A 19,614-nucleotide genomic window follows, 5' to 3' on the forward strand; every position below is an offset into this window, starting at 1 on the left:
ACTTTTGGGTGGTGAACTGTTATGAAAATATTGAAATATGGCATTTCGGCCTTGCTGGCCTCTGTATTGTTGCTGCCCATGTTGGCCAGCGCAGACGATTGGGAACACGGTAAGAAACTGTCTTTTGACACGACCACGACGGGCGTTGAGATTGACCAAGATGTGAGCGTGTTGCCGGTTCTGGTGCGCTTGCACAGCGGCAATTTCAACTTCTCGGAAGCCAAATCCGACGGCTCGGATTTGCGCTTTTTTGCGGCCGACAACAAGACGCCACTGGCCTACCACATTGAAAAGTTTGATGCGGCCAACGAGTTGGCCGTGGTGTGGGTGAAGCTGCCCAAGTTGAAAGCCAAAGCGAAGTCGGATTCGCTGATGGTTCGTTGGGGCAACAAGGGCGCCAAGGCGGGCGATGAGAGCAAGTTGGTGTACGACGAGTCTCAGGTGCTGGTGTTGAACTTTTCGGATGAAGGCGGTGTCAAAGACGCCACGGGCAACGCCAACCATGCCAAAGACGCCACGGGCGTGGCGGTGGCCAATGGCCCGATTGGCGGCGCCATGGCTTTCAATGGCGCGGCGCGTGTGGTGGTGCCTGCCTCGGCGAGTTTGGCGCTCAAGCCATCATCCGGTTGGACGATGACCGCTTGGGTCAAGCCTGACAGCCTGGACAAGGCCAGCTTGCTGAGCCTGGGCAGTTTGAGTGTCGACGTGGCAGCCGGTGTGCCGACGGTGCGCTTTGGCGGTGCAGCGGCAGCCGCCTCTGGCAAGTTGCAGGCAGGCATTTGGCAGCATTTGGCGGTGGTGTATGCCGGTGGCAAGGTGCAGTTCTTTGTGGACGGTAATGCCTTGGGGGAGGCGGCGCTGAACATGTCGGACGTCACAGGCGATCTGGTGCTGGGCAATGGTTTGCGCGGTGAGCTGGACGCGGTGACGCTGGCCAATGTGCCGCGCACGCCGGCCTACATCAAGGCCTTTGTCTCGACTCAAGTGGCCGACAGCCTGATGTTGGGATTTGATTCGGGCGAGGGTGCCGAGGCTGAAGTGGCCTACTTTGCGATCTTGATTGGTGCGGTGACGATCGACGGTTGGGTGGTGATCGCCTTGCTGGGTGTGATGCTGATCTTGAGCATCTGGGTGATGTACTCCAAGACGGTGTTGCTGTCGCGCTACGAAAAATCGAATGCCGCGTTTTTGGCCTACTACAAAGAGCACGCGGTGCAAATGTTGCAGCCTGGCAGTGCCCAAGGCGCAGCCCTGAAAGACATGGCGGCTGTGAAGAATTCACCATTGCTGGAGGCCTTTGAATTGGGCTTGGGGGAGATTGCTGTTCGTTTCAAGATGCAGGACGAAAAAGGCCAGGCGCATGGGTTGACCAGCGCGGCGGTGGACTCGATCCGCGCGACGCTGGACGCCTTGATGTTGCGCGTGAGCCAACGCTTGAACAGCGGCATTGTGTTGCTGACGATTGCGATCTCAGGTGGCCCTTTCTTGGGTTTGCTGGGCACGGTGGTGGGCGTGATGATCACCTTTGCGGCCATTGCGGCAGCGGGTGACGTGAACGTGAACGCGATTGCGCCAGGTATTGCGGCGGCGCTGGTGGCCACGGTGGCGGGTTTGGCGGTGGCGATTCCAGCGCTGTTTGCCTATAACTGGTTTGCCATCAAGATCAAGAACATCAGCTCGGACTTGGCGGTGTTTGCCGACGAGTTCCTGACCCGTTCTGCTGAATTGCACAACGACTGACACAAGGGTTTGCTGTGCAAGTTCAAGAAGAAAACGCGCCCTACGACGACATCAACGTCACGCCGATGCTGGATCTGGCGTACGTGCTCTTGGTGATTTTCATCATCATGACCACGGCGTCGGTGCAAGGCGTGAAGGTGGATTTGCCCAAGACCAAGGTGATCGACAACTTGGCCAAAAAGGGTGTGAAGGCGGTGACCATCTCGCAGGCGGGGGACATGTTCTTGGACACGTATCCCGTGACTGCCGAGCAATTGGAGCAACGCCTGACGGAGATGAAGCGGAGTAATCCGGAGCAGTCGATCGTGGTCAAGGGCGATGCCCGCACGCAATACGCCAAAGTGATGCAGGTGCTGGAGATTTTGAAGAAAGTGGACATCACCGACATCGGTTTGGCCACGGGCCGCGCGAAATGAAGCAGGGCAAGACATGAAAGCACAAACCGAAACCAAACCCTACGACACGATCAACGTCACGCCGATGTTGGATTTGGCGTATGTGCTCTTGGTGATTTTCATCATCATGACCACCGCCTCGGTGCAGGGGCTGAAGATCAATTTGCCCAAGCCCAGCAACAAGCCCAGCACGGTGCAAAAAGAGGTACGCATCATTCAGATCTTGCCCAATGGCAGTTTGCTGCTCAATGGTGCGCCGATCACGCTGCCCGAGCTCAGCTCACGCTTGGCAGCAGCGGTGGCCAAAGACCCAGACGCGCCCATCATGGTCAAGGGTGATCCGCAGGCGCATTACGAAAAGGTCATGGAGATCGTGGACTTGGCAGCCGAATTGAAGATCAGCAACGTGGGCTTGGTGACGGCCCGGATTGGAACCTAAGGTGAACATCTCACGTCGCAACATGGGCTTGATCGCAGCGGGTGCTGCCGTGCTGGCATTGATGGCCTGGGGGGTGTATTCCTTTGTCTCAAAGATCGATGACAAACCGCGCAAGGCGCCCAAGATCAGCTTGATACCGACCACACCACCGCCCCCACCGCCGCCGCCCAAGGAAGAGAAAAAGCCGGAGCCGCCGAAGGATCTGAACAAGCCGCCTCCGATGGAGCAGCCCAAGATGGCGCCACCGGCGCCGTCTGCCGATTTGAAGATGGACGGTCCTGCGGGCGATGGGCCCAGTGCTTTCTCGGCCGGCAAGATCAGCAGCGAAGACTTGTCCAATGTGGGCAAAGGGCCCGCCTCTGCGGGTGGGGGCTTCAACGCGTTCAGCTATTACGCCAATTTGATCAAGGGCGAGTTGCAACGGCAGCTGACGCGCAACAAGGATTTGCGCGAGATGGCTTACAAGGCTGAGGTGCAGGTATGGGTCAACCGCGACGGCAGCATTGGCCGTTTCGATGTAATCCAAGGTACTGGCGACAAAGAACTTGATGGGTTGCTGAACAAAGCCATTGCGGCGGCCACGGCTTTCAGTGCCGGCCCGCCCGAAAAGATGCCTCAGCCGATTCGTTTGCGCATATCTACAGGCCGATGAGTGGCTGAACCCCTACGAATGAAACAAGGAATGTGATGATGAAAAAAACTGTTTTGAATTTGAAAGTGTCGGCGTTGGCTATGGCTTTGGGTGCAGCATTGAGCCCTGCGGTGCAGGCTCAAACTGCGGCTGAAGAGTTGCAGCAGTTGCGTGCCACCACGCAAGCGCTCATCAACACCTTGGTAGAAAGCGGTCTGCTGACCCGCGAGAAAGCGGCCGCCATGATGAAGCAGGCCCAGGCAGGTGCTGCACCGGCCCCCACCGCGGCTGCAAAGCCTGAAACGACCGCTGACGGCAAGCGTGTGGTGCGTGTGCCTTATGTGCCTGAGTCGGTCCGCCAGGAAATGCGCGAGCAGATCAAGGGTGAGGTGCTGCGTCAAGCCAAGTCTGAGCGCTGGGGTCAACCTGATGCTTATCCGGAGTGGCTGGGGCGCTTTACTTTCGAGGGTGATTTGCGGGCGCGGGTTGAGTCTGCGAGCTTGGGTCAAGACAACACCGAGCCAGGCTATGGTTTTCGTGGTGGTGACTTCACACGCGCTGCCGACTTGGCGCTGAACAACACCGGTGGTTTGCCCAATACCAATACCCAAGAAAATTTCGACCGTTCCCGTGTGCGTGCCCGATTGGGTGTGGGCGCCAAGGTGTCCGAGCAGGTCATTGCGGGTGTGCGTTTGACTACGGGCAGCAGCACCGGCAGCCCCACATCGACCAACCAGACTATGGGGCAGTCGTTTAACAAATACGCGGTGGTGCTGGACCGTGCCTATGTGCAGGTCAAACCCGATGCCGCTTGGGGCGTGACCGCCGGTCGCATGGCCAATCCCTTTTATTCCACCGACTTGGTGTATGCCGATGACTTGGGCTTTGAGGGATTTACCGTGGCAGGCAAGCAAAAGTGGAGCGGCGGCGAGGGTTTTGCGTCGGCTGGCTACTTCCCGCTGACCGAGAACAAGCCAGGCACGAGCAATTCGCGCAGCATGGTGGGTTTGCAGTTGGGCAATGCTTTCAAAATGGCCAACCGCGATGAGTTCAAGATGGGATTGGCTCTTTACAGCTACCAAGGTATCACCGCATCACGCGAGACTGAAGAGGCTCGTTTGACTCGCCCAGACTACGCGGCGCGTTATGAATACGGCAGTGCTTTGCGTCAACGTGGCAACACCTTGTTCCGCGTGAACTCTCAGCTGGACACGGCAACAACCTTGGGTTTGGCGTCGGAATTCAAGATCTTGAACTTGATCACATCTTTGAGCCTGAACCACTTGCTGGGTCAGCCCGTGGTGTTGACGGCTGACTTTGTGAAGAACCTCGGATTTGACAAGAACAAGATCAAAGAGCGCACCGGTTACGAATTGGTCGATGGCAAAGATTCCGGCTACATGCTGCGCACGGCTTTTGGCCCTTCACAAGTCCACCAAAAGGGCCAGTGGAACGCTTCGCTGGCTTACCGTTACCTGGGCAGCGATGCTGTGTTGGATGCCTTCACCAATTCGGATTTCGGCTTGGGTGGCACCAACAACAAGGGCTGGATTTTGCAGACCAGCTATGGTTTGTACAACAACACCTGGGTCACGGCCCGTTGGTTGTCGGCCAACCAGATCGATCCTTTTGCACCGGGCAAAACCACCAAGTTCTCCAGCGACATTTTGCAGCTGGACTTGAACGCCCGTTTTTGAGGTGATATGACATGCGCACACTTTCGAACCTTTGCCTGGCCAGTTTGATGCTGCTGTCGGCTTCGGCCATGGCTGCCGATGACAAAGCAGCCAAGGCCTTGCAACGCGCCCAGCAAAAGGCGCAGTCGCTGGAGCAAGAGAAAAACCGTTTGACGGCCGAGAAAACGCAGGTACAAGACGACTTGAAGAAGGCGCAAGACGATGCCTCGCGCTTGAAGTCGGCATCGACCGCCAAATTGAGGTCGGTGCAAAAAGAGTTGGCGGCTTTGCAAGATGAAAAGCAGCGTTTGAGCGATGAGCTGGCGCAGCTCAAAGTCCAAGCCGCAGAACAGCAGCTGGCCGCCGCAGCCCAAGCGCGTCAGCAGCAAAGCAATGTGCAGGTGTCGCAGGACAACTTGCTGGCCAAGTCCAAGCAGTTGGTGCAGTGCGAGAACTACAACCAGAGTCTTTACCAGATCAACACCGATTTGTTGTCACGCTACGAGCAGGCCTACAAGTCGGCTTATTTGCTGCGGGGTGGTGTTTTCACGCAGCTGGGCACCGTGAAGTTAGAAAACGACAGCGCCCAAGAGCGCGACAAGCTGCAGGGCTTGCGGGTGAGCAATAAGGTCCAGTGATGGTTTGCAGGGCGTGTTCCACGCCCATCGCGCGCGGGGCGCGACTCCCTCAAAGATGCGGATCGCGCGCGGGGCGCGGCTCCCACCATTGCGTTGTAGGAGCCGCACCCCGTGCGCGATTGCAAGCAAACCCAAAACCATCGCGCGCAGGGCGCATCTCCCACATGGACATGTATGGTGTTGCAGGAGCAGCACCCTGTGCGCGATTGTGTGCAAACAGCTGAGTGCAAAAGGCCGGGTCAATAAGTGACAAATTTCACAAAATTGTCACCGTCCGTGCATATATTGAGGGTTTTGAGCAGTTTGATTGCGTGGCGTGTCTGCGCCAACTGCTCGTTTTTTTAATACCCGTGGATGCTTGTTCAGCTTCGGGTTGAAAGCCCGAATTTCACATGCTTGCCCATCGCATTGCGCCGTCCTGTTATCTAGGCCTTGGTTTGAAGTCTCGCCGACGCGAAGCGGGTTTCACCTTGCTGGAGTTGCTGGTGGTGATCGTCATCATCGGCATGTTGGCGTCTTATGTGGGCCCCAAGTATTTTGCGCAACTGGGCAAATCAGAGGCCACTACGGCCAAAGCCCAGATCGAAGCCTTGGCCAAGGCCATGGACACCTTTCGTCTGGATGTCGGGCGCTACCCTAGCAACGACGAAGGCTTGGCCGCTTTGACCACGCAGCCCGATTCGGCCAAGGGCTGGAATGGCCCTTACCTGAAAAAAGGTGTGCCACCAGACCCATGGGGGCGCAAATACCTCTACACCTTCCCGGTGGGCAATGGCGATTTTCAGATCCAGTCTTTGGGCAAAGATGGGCAGCGCGGCGGCTCGTCTGAAGACGCTGACATCACCAACTGAGTCTGGCTTTGAAGTTCCGCGCCCGGGTGATCAATGCGCAGCAGCTGATTGTGGATCAGGTGTTGGAGGCTCACGACTTGGAGCGCGCGCGGGACCAACTCACGCAATTGGGTTTGCGGGCAATTTCGATCCAAGCTGAAAGTGGCGGGGCCCTGAACTTGCAGCGCTGGCTGGGCGTGGGCCGGCTGGATTTTTCGGTGTTGCTGTTCAGCCAGGAGCTGCTGGCGCTGCTGAATGCTGGCTTGGGCATTGTGGAGTCGACCGAGGCCTTGAGCGAGAAAGAAACCGACGCAGCGCGGCGTCAGGTGTTTGAGAAATTGCTGCACGACTTGCGCACGGGCAAACGCTTTTCGGTGGCCTTGCAAGCGCAAGAGGCGGTGTTTCCGGTGCTCTACATCGGGGTGGTGCGGGCGGCCGAGGGCACCAGCGATTTGCCGCAGGCTTTGCAGCGTTATGTGGACTACCAAAAGCGGCTGGAGGCGGTGCGCAGCAAGGTGATCAGCGCCTCGATTTACCCGGGCATTTTGATCAGCGTGGGTTTGCTGGTGAGTTTGTTTTTGATGGTCTATGTGGTGCCCAAATTTGCCGAGGTGTATCAAGGGGCCGGACGCGAGTTGCCCTTCATGTCGGCGCTGATGCTGTCGTGGGGGCGCTTTGCGGCTGAGCACACGTCTTGGTTGTTGCTGGCCTTGGCGGGCGTGGCGGGCAGCTTGGTTTGGCTGTGGCAGCGCATTCGGAAAAACGGCGGTTGGGTGGTGATTTTGGCCAAGCTGCCGCAGATTGGCGAGCGCGTGCGCATTTACGAGTTGTCCCGCCTTTACATGACCATGGGCATGTTGCTCCAAGGTGGTATTGCCTTGGTCAAAGCCATGGAGGTGGTGGCCAGCGTGGTGTCGATGGATGTGCAAAACAAGTTGGCGAGGGCGCGGCACGACATCGAGTCGGGCGTGTCTTTGTCGGCGGCATTTGAGTCGGTGGCCTTGACGACACCGATCTCGCAACGTTTGCTGATGGTGGGCGAGCGCACCGGCGATTTGGGCAAGATGCTCACGCAGTCGGCGCTTTTTTACGACGAAGAAATCACCCAATGGATTGACCGTTTCATGCGCAGCTTTGAGCCTTTGTTGATGACGGCCATCGGTTTGGTTGTGGGGGTGATTGTGATCTTGCTGTACATGCCAATTTTTGATTTGGCCGGGAGCTTTTGATGAGCACGCCAACTCCCGACAGGACAGCGCAGGACTTGCAGAATTTGAGCGCTTGGCGCGCCAGCGCTTTGGCGGCTGGGCGCGCGCTGGTGGACGAAGTGGCGGCGCAAACTCGGCTGGAGCCACGGCAGGCCTTAGGCTGGATGGCCGCGCAGTTTGACTATCCGGTGATGGAGACGGCGCAGATGTTGGCGCTGTCGGATGCGTTCGATGTGTTGCCCTTGACCAAGGCGATCAAGCGCAAAGGGATTGTCTTGCGCGATGAAGGCCGCTTGTGGGCGGTGATCAGCGACCCGCTGGACTTGGCCTTGCAAAGCTGGATGGAGCGCAGCGCGGGCGGGGCGGTGCACTACGCCTTGGCCTTGCCCGAAGACATCTTGGCCTACCTTTCGCGCAAGGAAGAGGGCGCACGCGCGACCGATGGCATGGGCATCGAGGGCGGCAGTTATGCCCGCGAGAGCAAGCCTGCAGCGGTCTTGTCTTTGGCGGGTTTGAGCGAGTCGGCCAGCCCGGCGGTGAGGCTGGTCAACTCGGTGCTGTACGACGCGCTGAAGGTGACGGCGTCAGACATCCACATCGAGTCCACGCCGGGGGGCATGGAGGTGAAGTTCCGCATTGACGGTGTGCTGGACCATGCGCTGAGTGTGGCCGGCGTGGAGACTGCAGAGCATGTGATCTCGCGCTTGAAAGTGCTGGCCGAGCTGGACATTGCCGAGCGCCGAATTCCGCAAGACGGCAGTTTCACGGTGGATTCAGGCGGGCGAGACATTGACATGCGATTGTCGGTGATGCCCAGCATCCATGGCGAGGACGCGGTGATCCGCGTGTTGGACAAACGGGCCATGATCGAGTCGTACGGCGCATTGACGCTGGAGGCGCTGGGTTTTGACGAGGCGGCTTTGGTGACTTTGCGGCGCTTGGCCTCGGAGCCCTATGGCATGTTGTTGGTGACGGGGCCGACGGGCTCGGGCAAAACCACCACCTTGTATGGCGCGCTGACCGAAATTCACGACGGCAAGAGCAAGATCATCACGATCGAAGACCCGGTGGAGTACCAGTTGCCAGGCATCTTGCAGATCCCGGTGAATGAGAAAAAGGGCCTGACTTTTGCCAAGGGTTTGCGCTCGATCTTGCGGCATGACCCGGACAAGATCATGGTGGGTGAGATCCGCGACAACGAGACGGCCGAGATCGCGGTGCAGTCGGCTTTGACCGGTCACCTGGTGCTGACCACGGTACACGCCAACAACGTGTTTGATGTGCTGGGGCGCTTCACGCACATGGGCATTGACCCGTATTCTTTTGTCTCGGCGCTCAATGGCATTTGGGCGCAACGCTTGCTGCGCTGCAATTGCCCGCACTGCGCAGCGCCCTATGTACCCAGCGCGCAAGAGCTGGATTTGTTGCGCATCGCCCCAGAAGATGTGCCGAACTGGCAGTTTCGCGCCGGCACGGGTTGCGGTGACTGCCGGGGCACAGGCTACAAAGGCCGCCGGGCGATTGCCGAGGTCTTGTTGTTGACCGACGAGATCCGCGAGTTGATCATTGACCGCGCACCGATCCGCGCCATCAAAGAACAGGCGCGCAGGACGGGGACGCGCACCCTGCGCGAAGCCGCCATGGCCATGGCCCAACGTGGGGAAACCACCTTGGCCGAAGTGGGCAGGGTGACCTTGAATGCTTGACATGTTCACAACCCGCTGGGAACTGGTGTTGTCGGCCAGCGCCTTTCGCTGGGTGCGCCGGCCGGCCTGGGGCAAAGGGCCTGCGCAATGCGTGGCGCAGATGGACTTGGACAGCCCCTTGCAAGGCGCCGTTCGCTTGGCGGCTTTGGCTTCTTTTTTGGCCTCGCCGCCTGTGCGGTTTCGGCCTGTGCGGGTGAGCTTGGACGACAGCTGGTTGTATGCCGCGCAAGTGGCCCCTTTGCAAAACGCCGAGCGTTGGCAGGATGTGCAAGCCTACACGGCCATGCGTTTGCAAGAGGTGTTTGAGCTGACGCAGCCGCTGAAGGTGGTGATGGCGCCGCTGCAAGACGCGCCTTATTGGGCTTGTGCGGTGCTGCAATCGGATGTGCAGGCGCTGCGCGATTTGCTGTCGGCGCAGCGCTTGGCCTTGGCCTCGTGCGTGCCGCAGTGGGCTGTGGTTTGGAACCATGTGGCAGGCCAGGTGCTCGAGGACGAAGCGGTCTTGCTGGTGCAGCCGCAGGGCAGCCATTTGGTTTTGTCACGCCAAGGTCAGGTGTGTGCGGTCAGGCATTGGCCTTTGGCTTTGAACAGTTTGCCGACTGGCCAGTGTGAGGACATGCTTGCGCAGGCGTTCAGGCGACAGGGCCTGGCCATGCCCGAACGCATGGGATGGATGGGCACCGGGGCACTGCCGCAAACGCAGGGTTTGCAATGGCACCGACTGGGCGATGTGGCGGATGTGCTCGGCGTGTGGAGGGTGCAGCCATGAAACAACTGGACTTGGATTTTGCCGAGCGCGGTGTGGTGTTTTGGCTGTACCGCGCTGGGTGGCGTTTGTGGCTGCTGCTCTTGCTGGCCGCTTTGGCGCTGCTGGTGGGCTGGGGGCAGTGGCGGGCGGTCGAGCACGATGGCTTGCGCCTGGAGCAAGAGCGCGCGCAGTTGCTCAAGACGCAGGCGCGCCAGGCCCCGCGTGTGGCCGTGGCGCCCAAGCTGACGCCAGAGCAGTTCAAGGCTTCGCAGCTCGTCATTCGGCAGCTGAACCAGCCTTGGATGGATTTGCTGGAAACGCTGGAGACCACGCGCAAGGGCCGGGTGGCTTTGCTGGAGCTGCGTTTGGATTCGACCAATGACCGCATCAGGGGTGTGGCGGAGGCCAAAAATGCGCAAGAGATGTTGCGCTTCATGTCACAGATGAAGGCGCAGCCTTTGTTGACTTCGGTGGAGTTGAGCGTGCACCAGATGAGCCAGACCGATCCGAACAAGCCTTACCGCTTCGAGTTTTCTGCCTATTGGCAGCCAGAGGCGGGCGCGCGATGAAGTCGCCTGCCGTTCAGCGCGTGGTCATGGAGCGCGCATTGCAATCGATCAACCCCTTGTGGCTTTTGATGGGCGCTGTGTGCGTGGCCGCCATGGTGGTCTGGTGGGGTTTGCTGCCCAAGGCCCAGTGGCAATGGGCTGCGCAAAACCAGGACTTGCAGACTTTGCGCCAACAAATGGCCCAAGCGCCTGTGCCGACTGATGTGGAAGCGGCCCCTGCAGCTGAACCGAGCTTGGCGTTTCAGTCGGTGCTGGGCGAGCTGGCGGAGGTCGAGTCGCATGTGGGCACTTTGTTGAGTTTGTCGCAAACGCTGGAGATGCCGGCAGTGACGGGTGAGTACAAGCTCAGTTGTGAGGCGGCCACGCGTTTGTGCCGCTATCGTGTGCGCTTGCCCTTGGTGGGCTCGTATTTGCAAATTCGGACCTTCGTCGAGCAAAGCTTGTTGGAGCTGCCTTTTGCCAGTCTGGACGAATTGAGTTTGCGGCGCGAGGGCGTGGCTTCAGGCGAACTGGAGTCGAGCTTGACGATGACCTTGCACCTGGCCTATCCCGCGCAGGGCGTGCTGCTGGCCAAGGAGGGCGCGCCATGAACTTGCGGACATGGATTTTGCTGTTGGCCTTGGGCGTGACGGTCGGCTTGTCGGTGATGGGTCCAGATGAAGAGGGAGATGGGGGAGTGGCTGAGGCGGTGGTCCGCCCGGCGAGCAAGGCCGGCGCCTCTGCCCGGGTGGCGGACAAGCGGGCTGGGTCCGAGACGACTTTGACCGCGCTCAAGCCACGGGCAGCACCTTACAAATCTGTGGATGAGGCTTTGGCCACTGAATTGGCAGAGAAAGAGCCGCCGATTTTTTATCCGCAATCGTGGAACCCGCCACCGCCCAAGGTGGTGACCAAAGTGGAGCCGCCCAAAGCGCCGCCTTGGCCCTATGCGTATTTGGGCCAGCAGTCCTCGCAGGGGGAATGGTGGGTGTATTTGACCTTGGGGGAAGAGACGCGGGTCGCGAAAAAAGACCAGGTGCTGGATGGCAAGTACCGCATTGACCGCATTGAACCCCCGCTTTTGTCCGTGACGTATTTGCCTTTGAACGAGGTGCAGACCGTGAACATTGGAGCATTCAAATGAGCAAATTTTTAGGGGTGGCCTTGGGCCGACATGGGCGCACGGGCTTGCTGTTGGGCGCATTGCTTGGGGTTCTGAGCCTTTCGGGTTGTGCAGGCTACTGGCAATTCAACGAAGGCAAGCGATTGTTGCAAGACAACAAAATTTCAGAGGGCTTGAGCCAATTGCAAGAGGCGGTAGAAAAGAACCCGTCCAACACCGAGTTCAAGCTGGTGTACCGCACGGCCAAAGAGCGCGCCATGCAGGCCTTGCTTCGCCAAGGCGAGCGAATGCACAAGGCCGGGCGTCTGGATGCGGCCGAACAGGCTTACAAGCAGGCGCAGGCGATGGATGCGGCCAACGGTGTGGTCAAGCAGGGGCTGGATCAAGTGGCGATTCAAAAAGGACTGGCGCTGAAGTTGCAAAACTTGCGTTTGGCCAAGCAGTCCGGTGACTGGTCGCAGGTGCTGGCTTTGACCAAAAGCATGTTGTCTCAACAGCCCGATCACACCGAGGCCCTGAGCGCACACCAAGAGGCCAGCTTGAAACTGGCACCCACTGCCCAAGAGGATGTGTTGGGTGCGGCGTTTCGCAAACCCACCAGTTTGGAGTTCCGCGAAGCGCCTTTGCGTCAAATTTTTGACGCTTTGTCTCGCTCTTCGGGTTTGAACTTCATTTTCGACAAGGAACTGAACAAGCCTGATTTGAAGGCCTCGATCACTTTGCGCGATGGCACGGTTGAGACGGCTTTGACTTTGTTGCTGACGGCCAATCAGCTGGACATGCAGGTGTCCAATGCGAACACGGTGTTGATTTTTCCGGCCACTGTGGCCAAGTTGAAGGATTATCAAGAGCTGACGGTGCGCATGTTCCCGATGGCCTATGCCGATGCGAAGTTTGTGGCGGCGGCGATCAAGACCTTGTTCAAAGGGCGTGAGCCGGTGGTGGACGACAAGCTGAATTTGTTGGTGGTGCGCGATACGCCCGCTGCCATCAAAGTGATCGAGAAGCTGGTGCGCTTGTACGACGTGCCAGAAGCGGAGGTCATGCTGGAGTTGGAGATTTTGGAGGTCAGCCGAAGCAAGTTGCTGCAACTGGGCGTGGGCTGGCCGGAGAGTCTGAGCTTGACGCCTTTGGCGGGTGAGGGTGCCACCAGTTTGACTTTGAGGGGTTTGCGTAATTTGAACAGCGACACCACGGGTGCGCAATTGGGCAACCTGACCTTGAATTTGGGTGAGCAAAACGACAACGTGAATGTATTGGCGAATCCGCGCATCCGGGTGGTCAACAAGGAGAAGGCCAAGGTCATGATCGGTGACCGTGTGCCTGTGGTGACCGTGACCACTTCGCCCACGGGCGGTTTTGCCGAGAACGTGACCTATGTGGATGTGGGTTTGAAGCTGGATGTGGAACCGGTGATTTACCGGGGCAGTGACATCAGCATCAAGGTGTCGATGGAAGTGAGCACGATTTCGGGCTCGCAGACCACCAAATTGGGCACGGTGGCGTATTCGTTTGGCACGCGCAATGCCACCACCACATTGCGTTTGAAGGATGGCGAAACGCAGGTGTTGGCTGGCTTGATCAGCGATGAAGACCGTGACTCGGTCAAGAAAATTCCGGGTGCGGGTGAGTTGCCGGTGTTTGGAAAATTGTTCGGCGCCAGCAGAGACCAGTCCAAGAAGACAGAGATCATTTTGTCCATCACGCCGCGTTTGGTGCGCCATTCGATTTTGCGCGACAACGTGGAGTTGGAGTTCCCAAGCGGGCCCGAGTCGCGCTTGAGGCAGGAGGGCTCGTCGTCGTCGGTGTCTTCTGCATCAACACCTGCACCCGCTTCGGCATCCACCTCTGCCCCACCTGCTGCTCCCAGAAGGCTTGTACCCGCTGCACCTGTCGGTGTGGGGACGAGCAGTCGGACGCTGTCGCCAATTGGTGAGAAGGCTACAGACGCCAACGAGGGCAAGGACGATGCGCCTTAATAGAGCGCGAGGATTCACCCTCATTGAATTGTTGGTGACCTTGGCCATCATCGCCACCTTGTCTTTTTTGGTGGTGCCGGTGGTGCAGGTGACGGTTCAGCGATCGAAAGAGGCCGAGTTGCGTTCTGCGCTCAAGGAGATCCGGCAGGCGATCGATGCCTACAAACAATCGAGTGAAGCGGGCGAAATCATGGAGCCTGCGGGTGAGATTTCTGGCTATCCGCCCAATTTGGATGTGCTGGCCGATGGGGTGATGTTTCGCGATGAGAAAGCCAAAGGCAAAAAGTATTTTTTGCGCAAATTACCCCGCGATCCCATGAACGCCAATGCCGAGTTGCCTGCCGCCGACACTTGGGGCAAGCGCAGTTATGAAAGCGAAGCGGGTGAGCCGCGTGAAGGTGCCGATGTCTACGATGTGTATTCGCTGTCCAGCAAAACTGGTTTGAACGGCATTGCCTACAGATGGTGGTGATGTGTGAAAAATTTCAACAAAAAACCGCGCAAAAAATCCGATGGCTTCACGCTGATTGAATTGTTGGTGGTGCTGGCAATCATCTCGATGTTGTTGACCTTGGCTGTGCCTCGGTTTTTTTCGAGCGTGGACACGGCCAAAGAAACCATCTTAGTGGAAAACCTGCGTTTGACGCGTGAGACACTGGACAAGTTTTACTCGGATGTCGGACGGTATCCCGACTCGTTGGATGAATTGGTACAAAGTCAGTATCTGAAAGATCTACCCAACGATCCGATTCTGGACAGCCGAACAGCATGGGTGATCGTGCCTCCCAAAGAGGGCATCAAAGGCAAGGTGTTTGATTTGCGCAGTGCCGCACCGGGTAAAAACCGTTTGGGCGTGACTTTCGATCAATTATGAAAAGTACGAATCGAGGTTACGCTTTTTTGATGCTGCTGCTGGCGTTGGCGGTCATCAGCTTGGTGGCCGCTTCTCAGTTGCAGTTGGGATTGTTTGGTCAGCGTCGTTTGGCTGAGTTGCAGTTGTTGGAGATTGGCTCGCGCATGGATGCTGCATTGGCGAGTTACGCAAGATTGGGACAAGGTGGGCGACCGTCCATGCCCTCCAGAATGGAAGATTTGTTGCGCGATCCACGCTTTCCCAAATTGGTGATCCGTCATTTGCGACAGATTGAGGTAGACCCCATGACCGGCAACAAGGCCTGGGGCGTGGTTCGGTCTGAAGATGGCAAAGGCATTGTGGGCTTTCACAGTTTGTCAGAACAAAAGCCGTTGATGACGTTTTTTGGATCTGACTACGCTCAGTTCAAGGATTTGCCACGCTATGCCGATTGGATTTTTGGCCAAGCACCCTGAGCGTGCTCTGCATTCATGCCTCGTAGGCTTTGATGTTCGAGGCTTCGATGGTCTCGCGAAAAATGTGTTCGACTTGATCGGCTATGGCATGCCAGTCGAGATTGGCAACGCTGGCGGCGGTGAATTGCCGTGCTTTTTCAAGCGTTTTCTTGTCTTTGCAGATGTCCAGGGCTTTGAGGACGTAGCGTTTATCATCCTCGCCATTGATCAGCCATCCGTTTTGACCTTCAATGACCCATTCACCTGCTGCTGCGCAATCGAATGCCAGCACGGGCGTACCACAGGCCAATGCTTCCAGCGTGACGTTGCCAAAGGTTTCCGTCAAGCTGGGGAACAAGAACAGGTCTGAGCTGGCATAGACGGTGGCCAGTTCTTCATGGCTGCACATGCCGGTGAAAATTGCGTCGGGACATTTGCTCTGCAGGTAAGCACGGTAGGGGCCGTCACCTGCGAACACCAATTTGACCTTGCGGCCGCTTTGAAGCAGGCTGGTGTAGGTGTTGACGATCAGGTCCAGATTTTTCTCGGCGGCCAAGCGACCGACTGACAGCAATACGATGTCTTTGGCATCCGCGCTCCAGCTGTCACGCAGGCTTTGGCTGCGTTGTCCCGGATGAAACAGTTTTGTATCCACACCGCGTGCAATGACACAGAGCTTTTGGAAGCCAGAGGCTTCCAGTTGCACTCTGAGTGACTGTGTGGGCACCATGGTCCTGGCGGTTCGGTTGTGAAACTTGCGCAAATAAGCCACGATCGGCTTGCTCAGCCAACCTACCCCGTAGTGCTTGCTGTAACTGTGAAAGTTGGTGCGAAAGTCGGAGGTCACCGGCAAGCGAAGCAAAGTGGCTGCTTGCAATGCTGACCAGCCCAGTGGCCCTTCTGTGGCGATGTGCACCAGATCGGGTCGTTTCTGGATCCAGGCTTTGATCAGAGCTTTTTTGCTGGGCAGGCCGAGTTTGAGTTGTGGGTATTTGGGGATTGGTAAGCCGCGCAGCAGCAATTCAGTCCAGCCAAGCTTGTCATCGCCGATGTCGTATTTGTCTTGGCGTGGGCGTATCAGTTGGATCGTGTGGTCCTTGATCCTCAAATGATGAACCAGTTTGGACAGCGTGAGAGCAACGCCATTGACTTCGGGTGGCCATGTTTCAGTGACCACGGCAATGCGTAGTGGTTGTTGTGCAGGTTCAAAATTTTCAACCCAGATGGCATCTTGATCGGTGTGTGACATGGCCTTCATCGTGACCCTGACATTTAACAAAATGATGACAAATGACAATTTTTTGAGATAAATATTTAGAAGGTATGTCAGTGAACTTTGTCACTGAAATTTCATATTTTTTATTGATGATCCATTCGTTAAATAACTCTGAGGGGATTCAGTGAAAGATTTTTTCAAAGAGCTGCGGACGCAGCGCTGGGATGACCACCGCTACTACCACCACTGCCGCATTAACCAGTCGCTGCACTTGCTCAGCGCCATGAGTTTTGTGGTGGCTTATGGCATGTTGTTCATCGATCCTGCGGTGGCCGCCTTGATCGCTTGGCTGGTCTCGATGACCTCACGCCAATCGGGCCACTTTTTCTTTGAACCATTGGGTTATGACCATGTGAACCAGGCGACCCAAGATCACAAAGAAGAGATCAAGGTGGGCTACAACTTGCGTCGCAAGGTGGTGTTGCTCAGCGCCTGGGCCTTGCTGCCCTTGGCCATTTATCTGAAGCCTGGTTTGCTGGGCTTGCTGCCTGTGCACGATGACTTCGCTGGCTTCTTGCATGCGGTGGGTTATGCCTGGCTGTACTTGGGTGTGGCGGCCTTGTTGTTCCGCACGACGCATTTGTTCTTTATCAAGGATGTTCAGACGGGCCTGGTTTGGATGACCAAGATCTTGACCGATCCTTTTCATGACATTTACCTGTACCACAAAGCCCCTTTCCAGTTGCTCAAAGGTCAGCGGTTTGAACATGTCGAGATGCGCACTTCGCTTTGAAGTCGCTCTGGATGAAGCACAACACCACAATAAACGTCAGGGCGAGAGCCCTGACGTTTTTTTAACTCAACGGAACAAGGTTTCTTTCAGGATTTGTCGGCGAATGGCTTTGTTGCTCATCTCTGGTGTGTGCCACCACCAGCCATCCTGTTGCATCTGCTGACAGGCCTGAACAAACTTTTGCAGCACCGCTTCAAAGTCGGCATCGCCATAGTTGAGGCTGAAAATCAAACGCCCCGTGCCCACCCAACTCAGCGCCAAACCATGCAGTCTCAGGTAGTACTGCAGCATCCAGTTGTAGCGGCTGGGCTGCGTGTAAAACAGCGTCCAGACGCTCGACATGTTGGCCGCCTGCAAGGGGATGGCGTGCGCTTGCATGGTCTCGTTGAAAAGCTTGGCGCGGGCATTCCAGGTGTCATCCAATCCTTCATAAAGCTGGGTGATCTCGGGTGTTTCCAGTTGGTCCAGAAATGCCGACATCGCACCCATCACTGCCGGGTGGGCATTGAATGTGCCGCGTGCAAAGCAGATGTCTGCAGGGCGCTTGGCATCAAAGCGGTGCATCCATCGTTGTTTGCCACAGACCACTCCCACCGGGAAGCCGCCGCCCAATGTTTTGCCATAGGTGACCATGTCGGCTTGCACGCCAAAGTAAGCTTGCGCGCCGCCTGCGGCCAGCCGAAAGCCCAGAAAGACTTCGTCAAAGATCAACACGATGCCGCGCTCGGTGCAGACTTGGCGCAGTTGGTGCAGCCATGCGGTGTAAGCCTCGCGGTCGTAAGCAGCGCGTCGGCTGCTGTCGACCAGGGTCGAATCGCCGGGGGCATTGGCATTGGGGTGCAGAGCCTGCAAGGGGTTGACCAGCACACAGGCGATGTCTTTGCGGGTGCGCAAGACATCGAGGCTGCGTTCGTTCATGTCGCTCAGCGTGTAGGTCTCGCGCGGGGGCATGGGGTTGCCGGGGCCGGGTTGCACGTCTTCCCACCAGCCGTGGTAAGCGCCACAAAAGCGCACGATGTTTTTGCGCCGTGTGTGGTAACGCGCCAGGCGTACTGCTTGCATGACGGCTTCGGTGCCCGACATGTGGAAAGACACTTCGTCCATGCCCGAGATGGCTTTGAGCCGCTCGGCATTGCTGGCCACGCAAGGGTGGTACGAGCCCAGAACAGGGCCAAGGGCCTGTGTTCTGGCCAGGCCTTCGGCCATGGTTCTTTTGTAGAAGTCAGCACCAAACACGTTCACGCCGTAAGAGCCCGTGAGGTCGTAGAAGACCTCGCCATCCAGATCGGTGACTTGAACCCCTTGGGCCGATTGCAAAAAGGAGCCGACTTTCAAATGTTCGCGCACCAGTGGGCTGAACTGAAACGGCACCCGGTATGCCGCGATGAATTGCATGTCGGAGATGTTGTCACGGGCTTGCGCGGTGGCCTCGATGCTCAAGCGGTGGCGTGTTTGCAGGGTTTGAGCGAGCTCAAAAAATGCAGCACGGCGCGTGGCTTGAACCGATGCGGGGGCACCGTCGCAGCCAAAAAATTGGTTTTCATCAAAGCTGTAGCCTGGCAACCAGCGTGCCAAGCGTTTGGCCATGCGCGAGTGCCCAGCCAAAGAGCGGTGCTTGGCGCGCGACAACTGGATACGTTGCCGAATGGCTGGCGCCAAAGCTGCCAAAGCGCCCAAACTGATCCATGTGGAGTTCACGGTTGATGTCCTTGTGTCAATGAAATTTCTTTTTATTCAATTTGAGTGACAAACGTATGAAGATTCAAAAACATTTCCAAAAATGGCTGTTGCAAGAAGACCTGAACTTTTTGTTGACCAACCGCATTCCGCGCATCACCTTGACGCGGCTCATGGGGTGGTGGAGCCAAATTCGAAACCCGTGGATTGCCAAAGCGTCCATCGCGGTGTGGCGCTTGTTCACCGATTTGGACTTGAGAGAGGCGCGGCAAAAAGAATTTGCCAGTCTGCATGCGTGTTTCACCCGCGAGTTAAAGCCCGGAGCGCGTCCGGTGGACCCGGATGTGTCGGTGCTGACGTCGCCCTGTGACGCCATCATTGGCGCTTGCGGTGAAATTCGCCAAGGGCTGGTTTTCCAGGCCAAAGGCTTTCCGTACAGCTTGCCTTCTTTGCTTGGCGAATCAGCGATGGGGCATAAGTGGCCAGACTTGCTGGAAGGGGGCAAGTTTGTGACCATGCGCTTGACAAGCAGCATGTACCACCGCTTTCATGCGCCGATGGATGCGCAGTTGGAGCATGTGACGTACATCTCGGGTGACACATGGAACGTCAACCCGATTGCGTTGAAGCGTGTGCGCGAGCTTTTTTGCAAAAACGAGCGGGCCTTGTTGCACATGAAATTGAGCGATGGCACGCCGATGTTGTTGGTGCCCGTGGCGGCGGTGCTGGTGGCCAGCATGCGCTTTCATGCGCTCGATGTTTTGCTCAACCTGCGTTACAAAGGCCCCAACGAAATCTCTTGCGATGTGCATTACAGCAAAGGGCAGGAGATGGGTTGGTTCGAGCACGGCTCGACCATTTTGTTGTTTGTGCCACCGGGTTTTGAGTGGGTGGACGCAGTGGTCACCGGTCAGCCCATCCGCATGGGGCAGGCCTTGTTGAAGAGGGTATGACCGCAG

21 protein-coding genes are annotated in these 19,614 nt (G+C 57.3%); 19 read left to right on the forward strand and 2 right to left on the reverse strand.

The window, feature by feature from the left end; all coding sequences use genetic code 11:
- Positions 1-21 precede the first annotated feature (21 nt).
- The 17 genes from B9Z43_RS11405 (at position 22) to B9Z43_RS11485 (ending at position 14,990) form a co-directional block, all read left to right on the forward strand.
- Positions 22-1,740, forward strand: a complete 1,719-nt coding sequence (locus tag B9Z43_RS11405) for a DUF2341 domain-containing protein (protein ID WP_108325664.1) — start codon at positions 22-24, stop codon at positions 1,738-1,740.
- Between the two features lie 14 nt (positions 1,741-1,754).
- Positions 1,755-2,156 (forward strand): biopolymer transporter ExbD, encoded by a 402-nt coding sequence (locus B9Z43_RS11410; protein ID WP_108325666.1) that lies wholly within the window; start codon positions 1,755-1,757, stop codon positions 2,154-2,156.
- A gap of 13 nt (positions 2,157-2,169) precedes the next feature.
- The gene (locus B9Z43_RS11415; RefSeq protein WP_108325668.1) at positions 2,170-2,574 is read left to right on the forward strand and encodes a biopolymer transporter ExbD; all 405 of its coding nucleotides are present in this window, start codon (positions 2,170-2,172) and stop codon (positions 2,572-2,574) included.
- Position 2,575: 1 nt separating this feature from the next.
- Positions 2,576-3,226 carry a TonB C-terminal domain-containing protein gene (locus B9Z43_RS11420; protein WP_108325670.1) on the forward strand — a complete coding sequence of 217 codons (651 nt, stop codon included), beginning with the start codon at positions 2,576-2,578 and terminating at the stop codon, positions 3,224-3,226.
- A 38-nt stretch (positions 3,227-3,264) separates the two neighbouring features.
- Positions 3,265-4,902 (forward strand): putative porin, encoded by a 1,638-nt coding sequence (locus B9Z43_RS11425; RefSeq protein WP_158270110.1) that lies wholly within the window; start codon positions 3,265-3,267, stop codon positions 4,900-4,902.
- Between the two features lie 11 nt (positions 4,903-4,913).
- Positions 4,914-5,519: a hypothetical protein gene (locus tag B9Z43_RS11430; RefSeq protein ID WP_108325674.1), complete on the forward strand. Its 606-nt coding sequence runs from the start codon at positions 4,914-4,916 to the stop codon at positions 5,517-5,519.
- Between the two features lie 392 nt (positions 5,520-5,911).
- The gene (gene gspG, locus B9Z43_RS11435; RefSeq protein ID WP_108325676.1) at positions 5,912-6,370 is read left to right on the forward strand and encodes a type II secretion system major pseudopilin GspG; all 459 of its coding nucleotides are present in this window, start codon (positions 5,912-5,914) and stop codon (positions 6,368-6,370) included.
- Positions 6,371-6,378: 8 nt separating this feature from the next.
- Positions 6,379-7,578, forward strand: a complete 1,200-nt coding sequence (locus B9Z43_RS11440; protein WP_108325678.1) for a type II secretion system F family protein — start codon at positions 6,379-6,381, stop codon at positions 7,576-7,578.
- The gene (locus tag B9Z43_RS11445; protein WP_108325680.1) at positions 7,578-9,263 is read left to right on the forward strand and encodes a GspE/PulE family protein; all 1,686 of its coding nucleotides are present in this window, start codon (positions 7,578-7,580) and stop codon (positions 9,261-9,263) included. The genes B9Z43_RS11440 and B9Z43_RS11445 overlap by 1 nt, the downstream gene beginning before the upstream one ends.
- A 1-nt stretch (position 9,264) precedes the next feature.
- Entirely contained in the window at positions 9,265-10,032 is a 768-nt protein-coding gene (locus B9Z43_RS11450) for a hypothetical protein (protein WP_108325683.1), read from the forward strand.
- On the forward strand, positions 10,029-10,580 hold the full coding sequence (locus B9Z43_RS11455; protein ID WP_108325685.1) for a PilN domain-containing protein: 552 nt from the start codon (positions 10,029-10,031) through the stop codon (positions 10,578-10,580). The genes B9Z43_RS11450 and B9Z43_RS11455 overlap by 4 nt, the downstream gene beginning before the upstream one ends.
- Positions 10,577-11,170, forward strand: coding sequence for a hypothetical protein (locus B9Z43_RS11460; RefSeq protein ID WP_108325687.1), 594 nt, complete (start codon positions 10,577-10,579; stop codon positions 11,168-11,170). Before B9Z43_RS11455 ends, B9Z43_RS11460 begins: the two co-directional genes overlap by 4 nt.
- Positions 11,167-11,703 (forward strand): hypothetical protein, encoded by a 537-nt coding sequence (locus B9Z43_RS11465; RefSeq protein WP_108325689.1) that lies wholly within the window; start codon positions 11,167-11,169, stop codon positions 11,701-11,703. Before B9Z43_RS11460 ends, B9Z43_RS11465 begins: the two co-directional genes overlap by 4 nt.
- Positions 11,700-13,661: a secretin N-terminal domain-containing protein gene (locus tag B9Z43_RS11470; RefSeq protein WP_108325692.1), complete on the forward strand. Its 1,962-nt coding sequence runs from the start codon at positions 11,700-11,702 to the stop codon at positions 13,659-13,661. The genes B9Z43_RS11465 and B9Z43_RS11470 overlap by 4 nt, the downstream gene beginning before the upstream one ends.
- Positions 13,651-14,133, forward strand: coding sequence for a type II secretion system protein (locus tag B9Z43_RS11475; RefSeq protein ID WP_108325695.1), 483 nt, complete (start codon positions 13,651-13,653; stop codon positions 14,131-14,133). Before B9Z43_RS11470 ends, B9Z43_RS11475 begins: the two co-directional genes overlap by 11 nt.
- Positions 14,134-14,136: 3 nt before the next feature.
- Entirely contained in the window at positions 14,137-14,535 is a 399-nt protein-coding gene (locus B9Z43_RS11480) for a type II secretion system protein (RefSeq protein ID WP_108325697.1), read from the forward strand.
- Positions 14,532-14,990, forward strand: coding sequence for a hypothetical protein (locus tag B9Z43_RS11485; RefSeq protein WP_108325699.1), 459 nt, complete (start codon positions 14,532-14,534; stop codon positions 14,988-14,990). The genes B9Z43_RS11480 and B9Z43_RS11485 overlap by 4 nt, the downstream gene beginning before the upstream one ends.
- 13 nt (positions 14,991-15,003) lie before the next feature.
- Here B9Z43_RS11485 and B9Z43_RS11490 read toward each other — a convergent pair whose 3' ends face one another.
- The gene (locus B9Z43_RS11490; protein ID WP_108326085.1) at positions 15,004-16,218 is read right to left on the reverse strand and encodes a glycosyltransferase family 1 protein; all 1,215 of its coding nucleotides are present in this window, start codon (positions 16,216-16,218) and stop codon (positions 15,004-15,006) included.
- Between the two features lie 151 nt (positions 16,219-16,369).
- Between B9Z43_RS11490 and B9Z43_RS11495 the strand changes: the two genes are divergently transcribed.
- On the forward strand, positions 16,370-16,978 hold the full coding sequence (locus B9Z43_RS11495) for a hypothetical protein (RefSeq protein WP_108325701.1): 609 nt from the start codon (positions 16,370-16,372) through the stop codon (positions 16,976-16,978).
- A 66-nt stretch (positions 16,979-17,044) separates the two neighbouring features.
- Here the strand turns inward: B9Z43_RS11495 and B9Z43_RS11500 are convergent, their stop codons facing one another.
- Positions 17,045-18,676, reverse strand: a complete 1,632-nt coding sequence (locus tag B9Z43_RS11500) for an aminotransferase class III-fold pyridoxal phosphate-dependent enzyme (protein WP_108325703.1) — start codon at positions 18,674-18,676, stop codon at positions 17,045-17,047.
- Positions 18,677-18,732: 56 nt separating this feature from the next.
- Here B9Z43_RS11500 and asd point away from each other — a divergent pair, with 56 nt between their 5' ends.
- Entirely contained in the window at positions 18,733-19,608 is an 876-nt protein-coding gene (gene asd / locus B9Z43_RS11505; protein WP_108325705.1) for an archaetidylserine decarboxylase, read from the forward strand.
- Positions 19,609-19,614 lie beyond the last annotated feature (6 nt).

The sequence above is a fragment of the Limnohabitans sp. MMS-10A-192 genome, assembly GCF_003063335.1.
Classification (GTDB): Bacteria; Pseudomonadota; Gammaproteobacteria; order Burkholderiales; family Burkholderiaceae_C; genus Limnohabitans_A.

Bases quoted from the DNA above. Each gene is read 5' to 3' on its own strand.
- B9Z43_RS11405 (WP_108325664.1), top strand. From the start codon at position 22: ATGAAAATATTGAAATATGGCATTTCGGCCTTGCTGGCCTCTGTATTG.
- B9Z43_RS11415 (WP_108325668.1), top strand. From the start codon at position 2,170: ATGAAAGCACAAACCGAAACCAAACCCTACGACACGATCAACGTCACG.
- B9Z43_RS11425 (WP_158270110.1), top strand. From the start codon at position 3,265: ATGAAAAAAACTGTTTTGAATTTGAAAGTGTCGGCGTTGGCTATGGCT.
- B9Z43_RS11430 (WP_108325674.1), top strand. From the start codon at position 4,914: ATGCGCACACTTTCGAACCTTTGCCTGGCCAGTTTGATGCTGCTGTCG.
- gspG (WP_108325676.1), top strand. From the start codon at position 5,912: ATGCTTGCCCATCGCATTGCGCCGTCCTGTTATCTAGGCCTTGGTTTG.
- B9Z43_RS11445 (WP_108325680.1), top strand. From the start codon at position 7,578: ATGAGCACGCCAACTCCCGACAGGACAGCGCAGGACTTGCAGAATTTG.
- B9Z43_RS11450 (WP_108325683.1), top strand. From the start codon at position 9,265: ATGTTCACAACCCGCTGGGAACTGGTGTTGTCGGCCAGCGCCTTTCGC.
- B9Z43_RS11455 (WP_108325685.1), top strand. From the start codon at position 10,029: ATGAAACAACTGGACTTGGATTTTGCCGAGCGCGGTGTGGTGTTTTGG.
- B9Z43_RS11460 (WP_108325687.1), top strand. From the start codon at position 10,577: ATGAAGTCGCCTGCCGTTCAGCGCGTGGTCATGGAGCGCGCATTGCAA.
- B9Z43_RS11465 (WP_108325689.1), top strand. From the start codon at position 11,167: ATGAACTTGCGGACATGGATTTTGCTGTTGGCCTTGGGCGTGACGGTC.
- B9Z43_RS11470 (WP_108325692.1), top strand. From the start codon at position 11,700: ATGAGCAAATTTTTAGGGGTGGCCTTGGGCCGACATGGGCGCACGGGC.
- B9Z43_RS11475 (WP_108325695.1), top strand. From the start codon at position 13,651: ATGCGCCTTAATAGAGCGCGAGGATTCACCCTCATTGAATTGTTGGTG.
- B9Z43_RS11485 (WP_108325699.1), top strand. From the start codon at position 14,532: ATGAAAAGTACGAATCGAGGTTACGCTTTTTTGATGCTGCTGCTGGCG.
- B9Z43_RS11490 (WP_108326085.1), bottom strand. From the start codon at position 16,218: ATGTCACACACCGATCAAGATGCCATCTGGGTTGAAAATTTTGAACCT.
- asd (WP_108325705.1), top strand. From the start codon at position 18,733: ATGAAGATTCAAAAACATTTCCAAAAATGGCTGTTGCAAGAAGACCTG.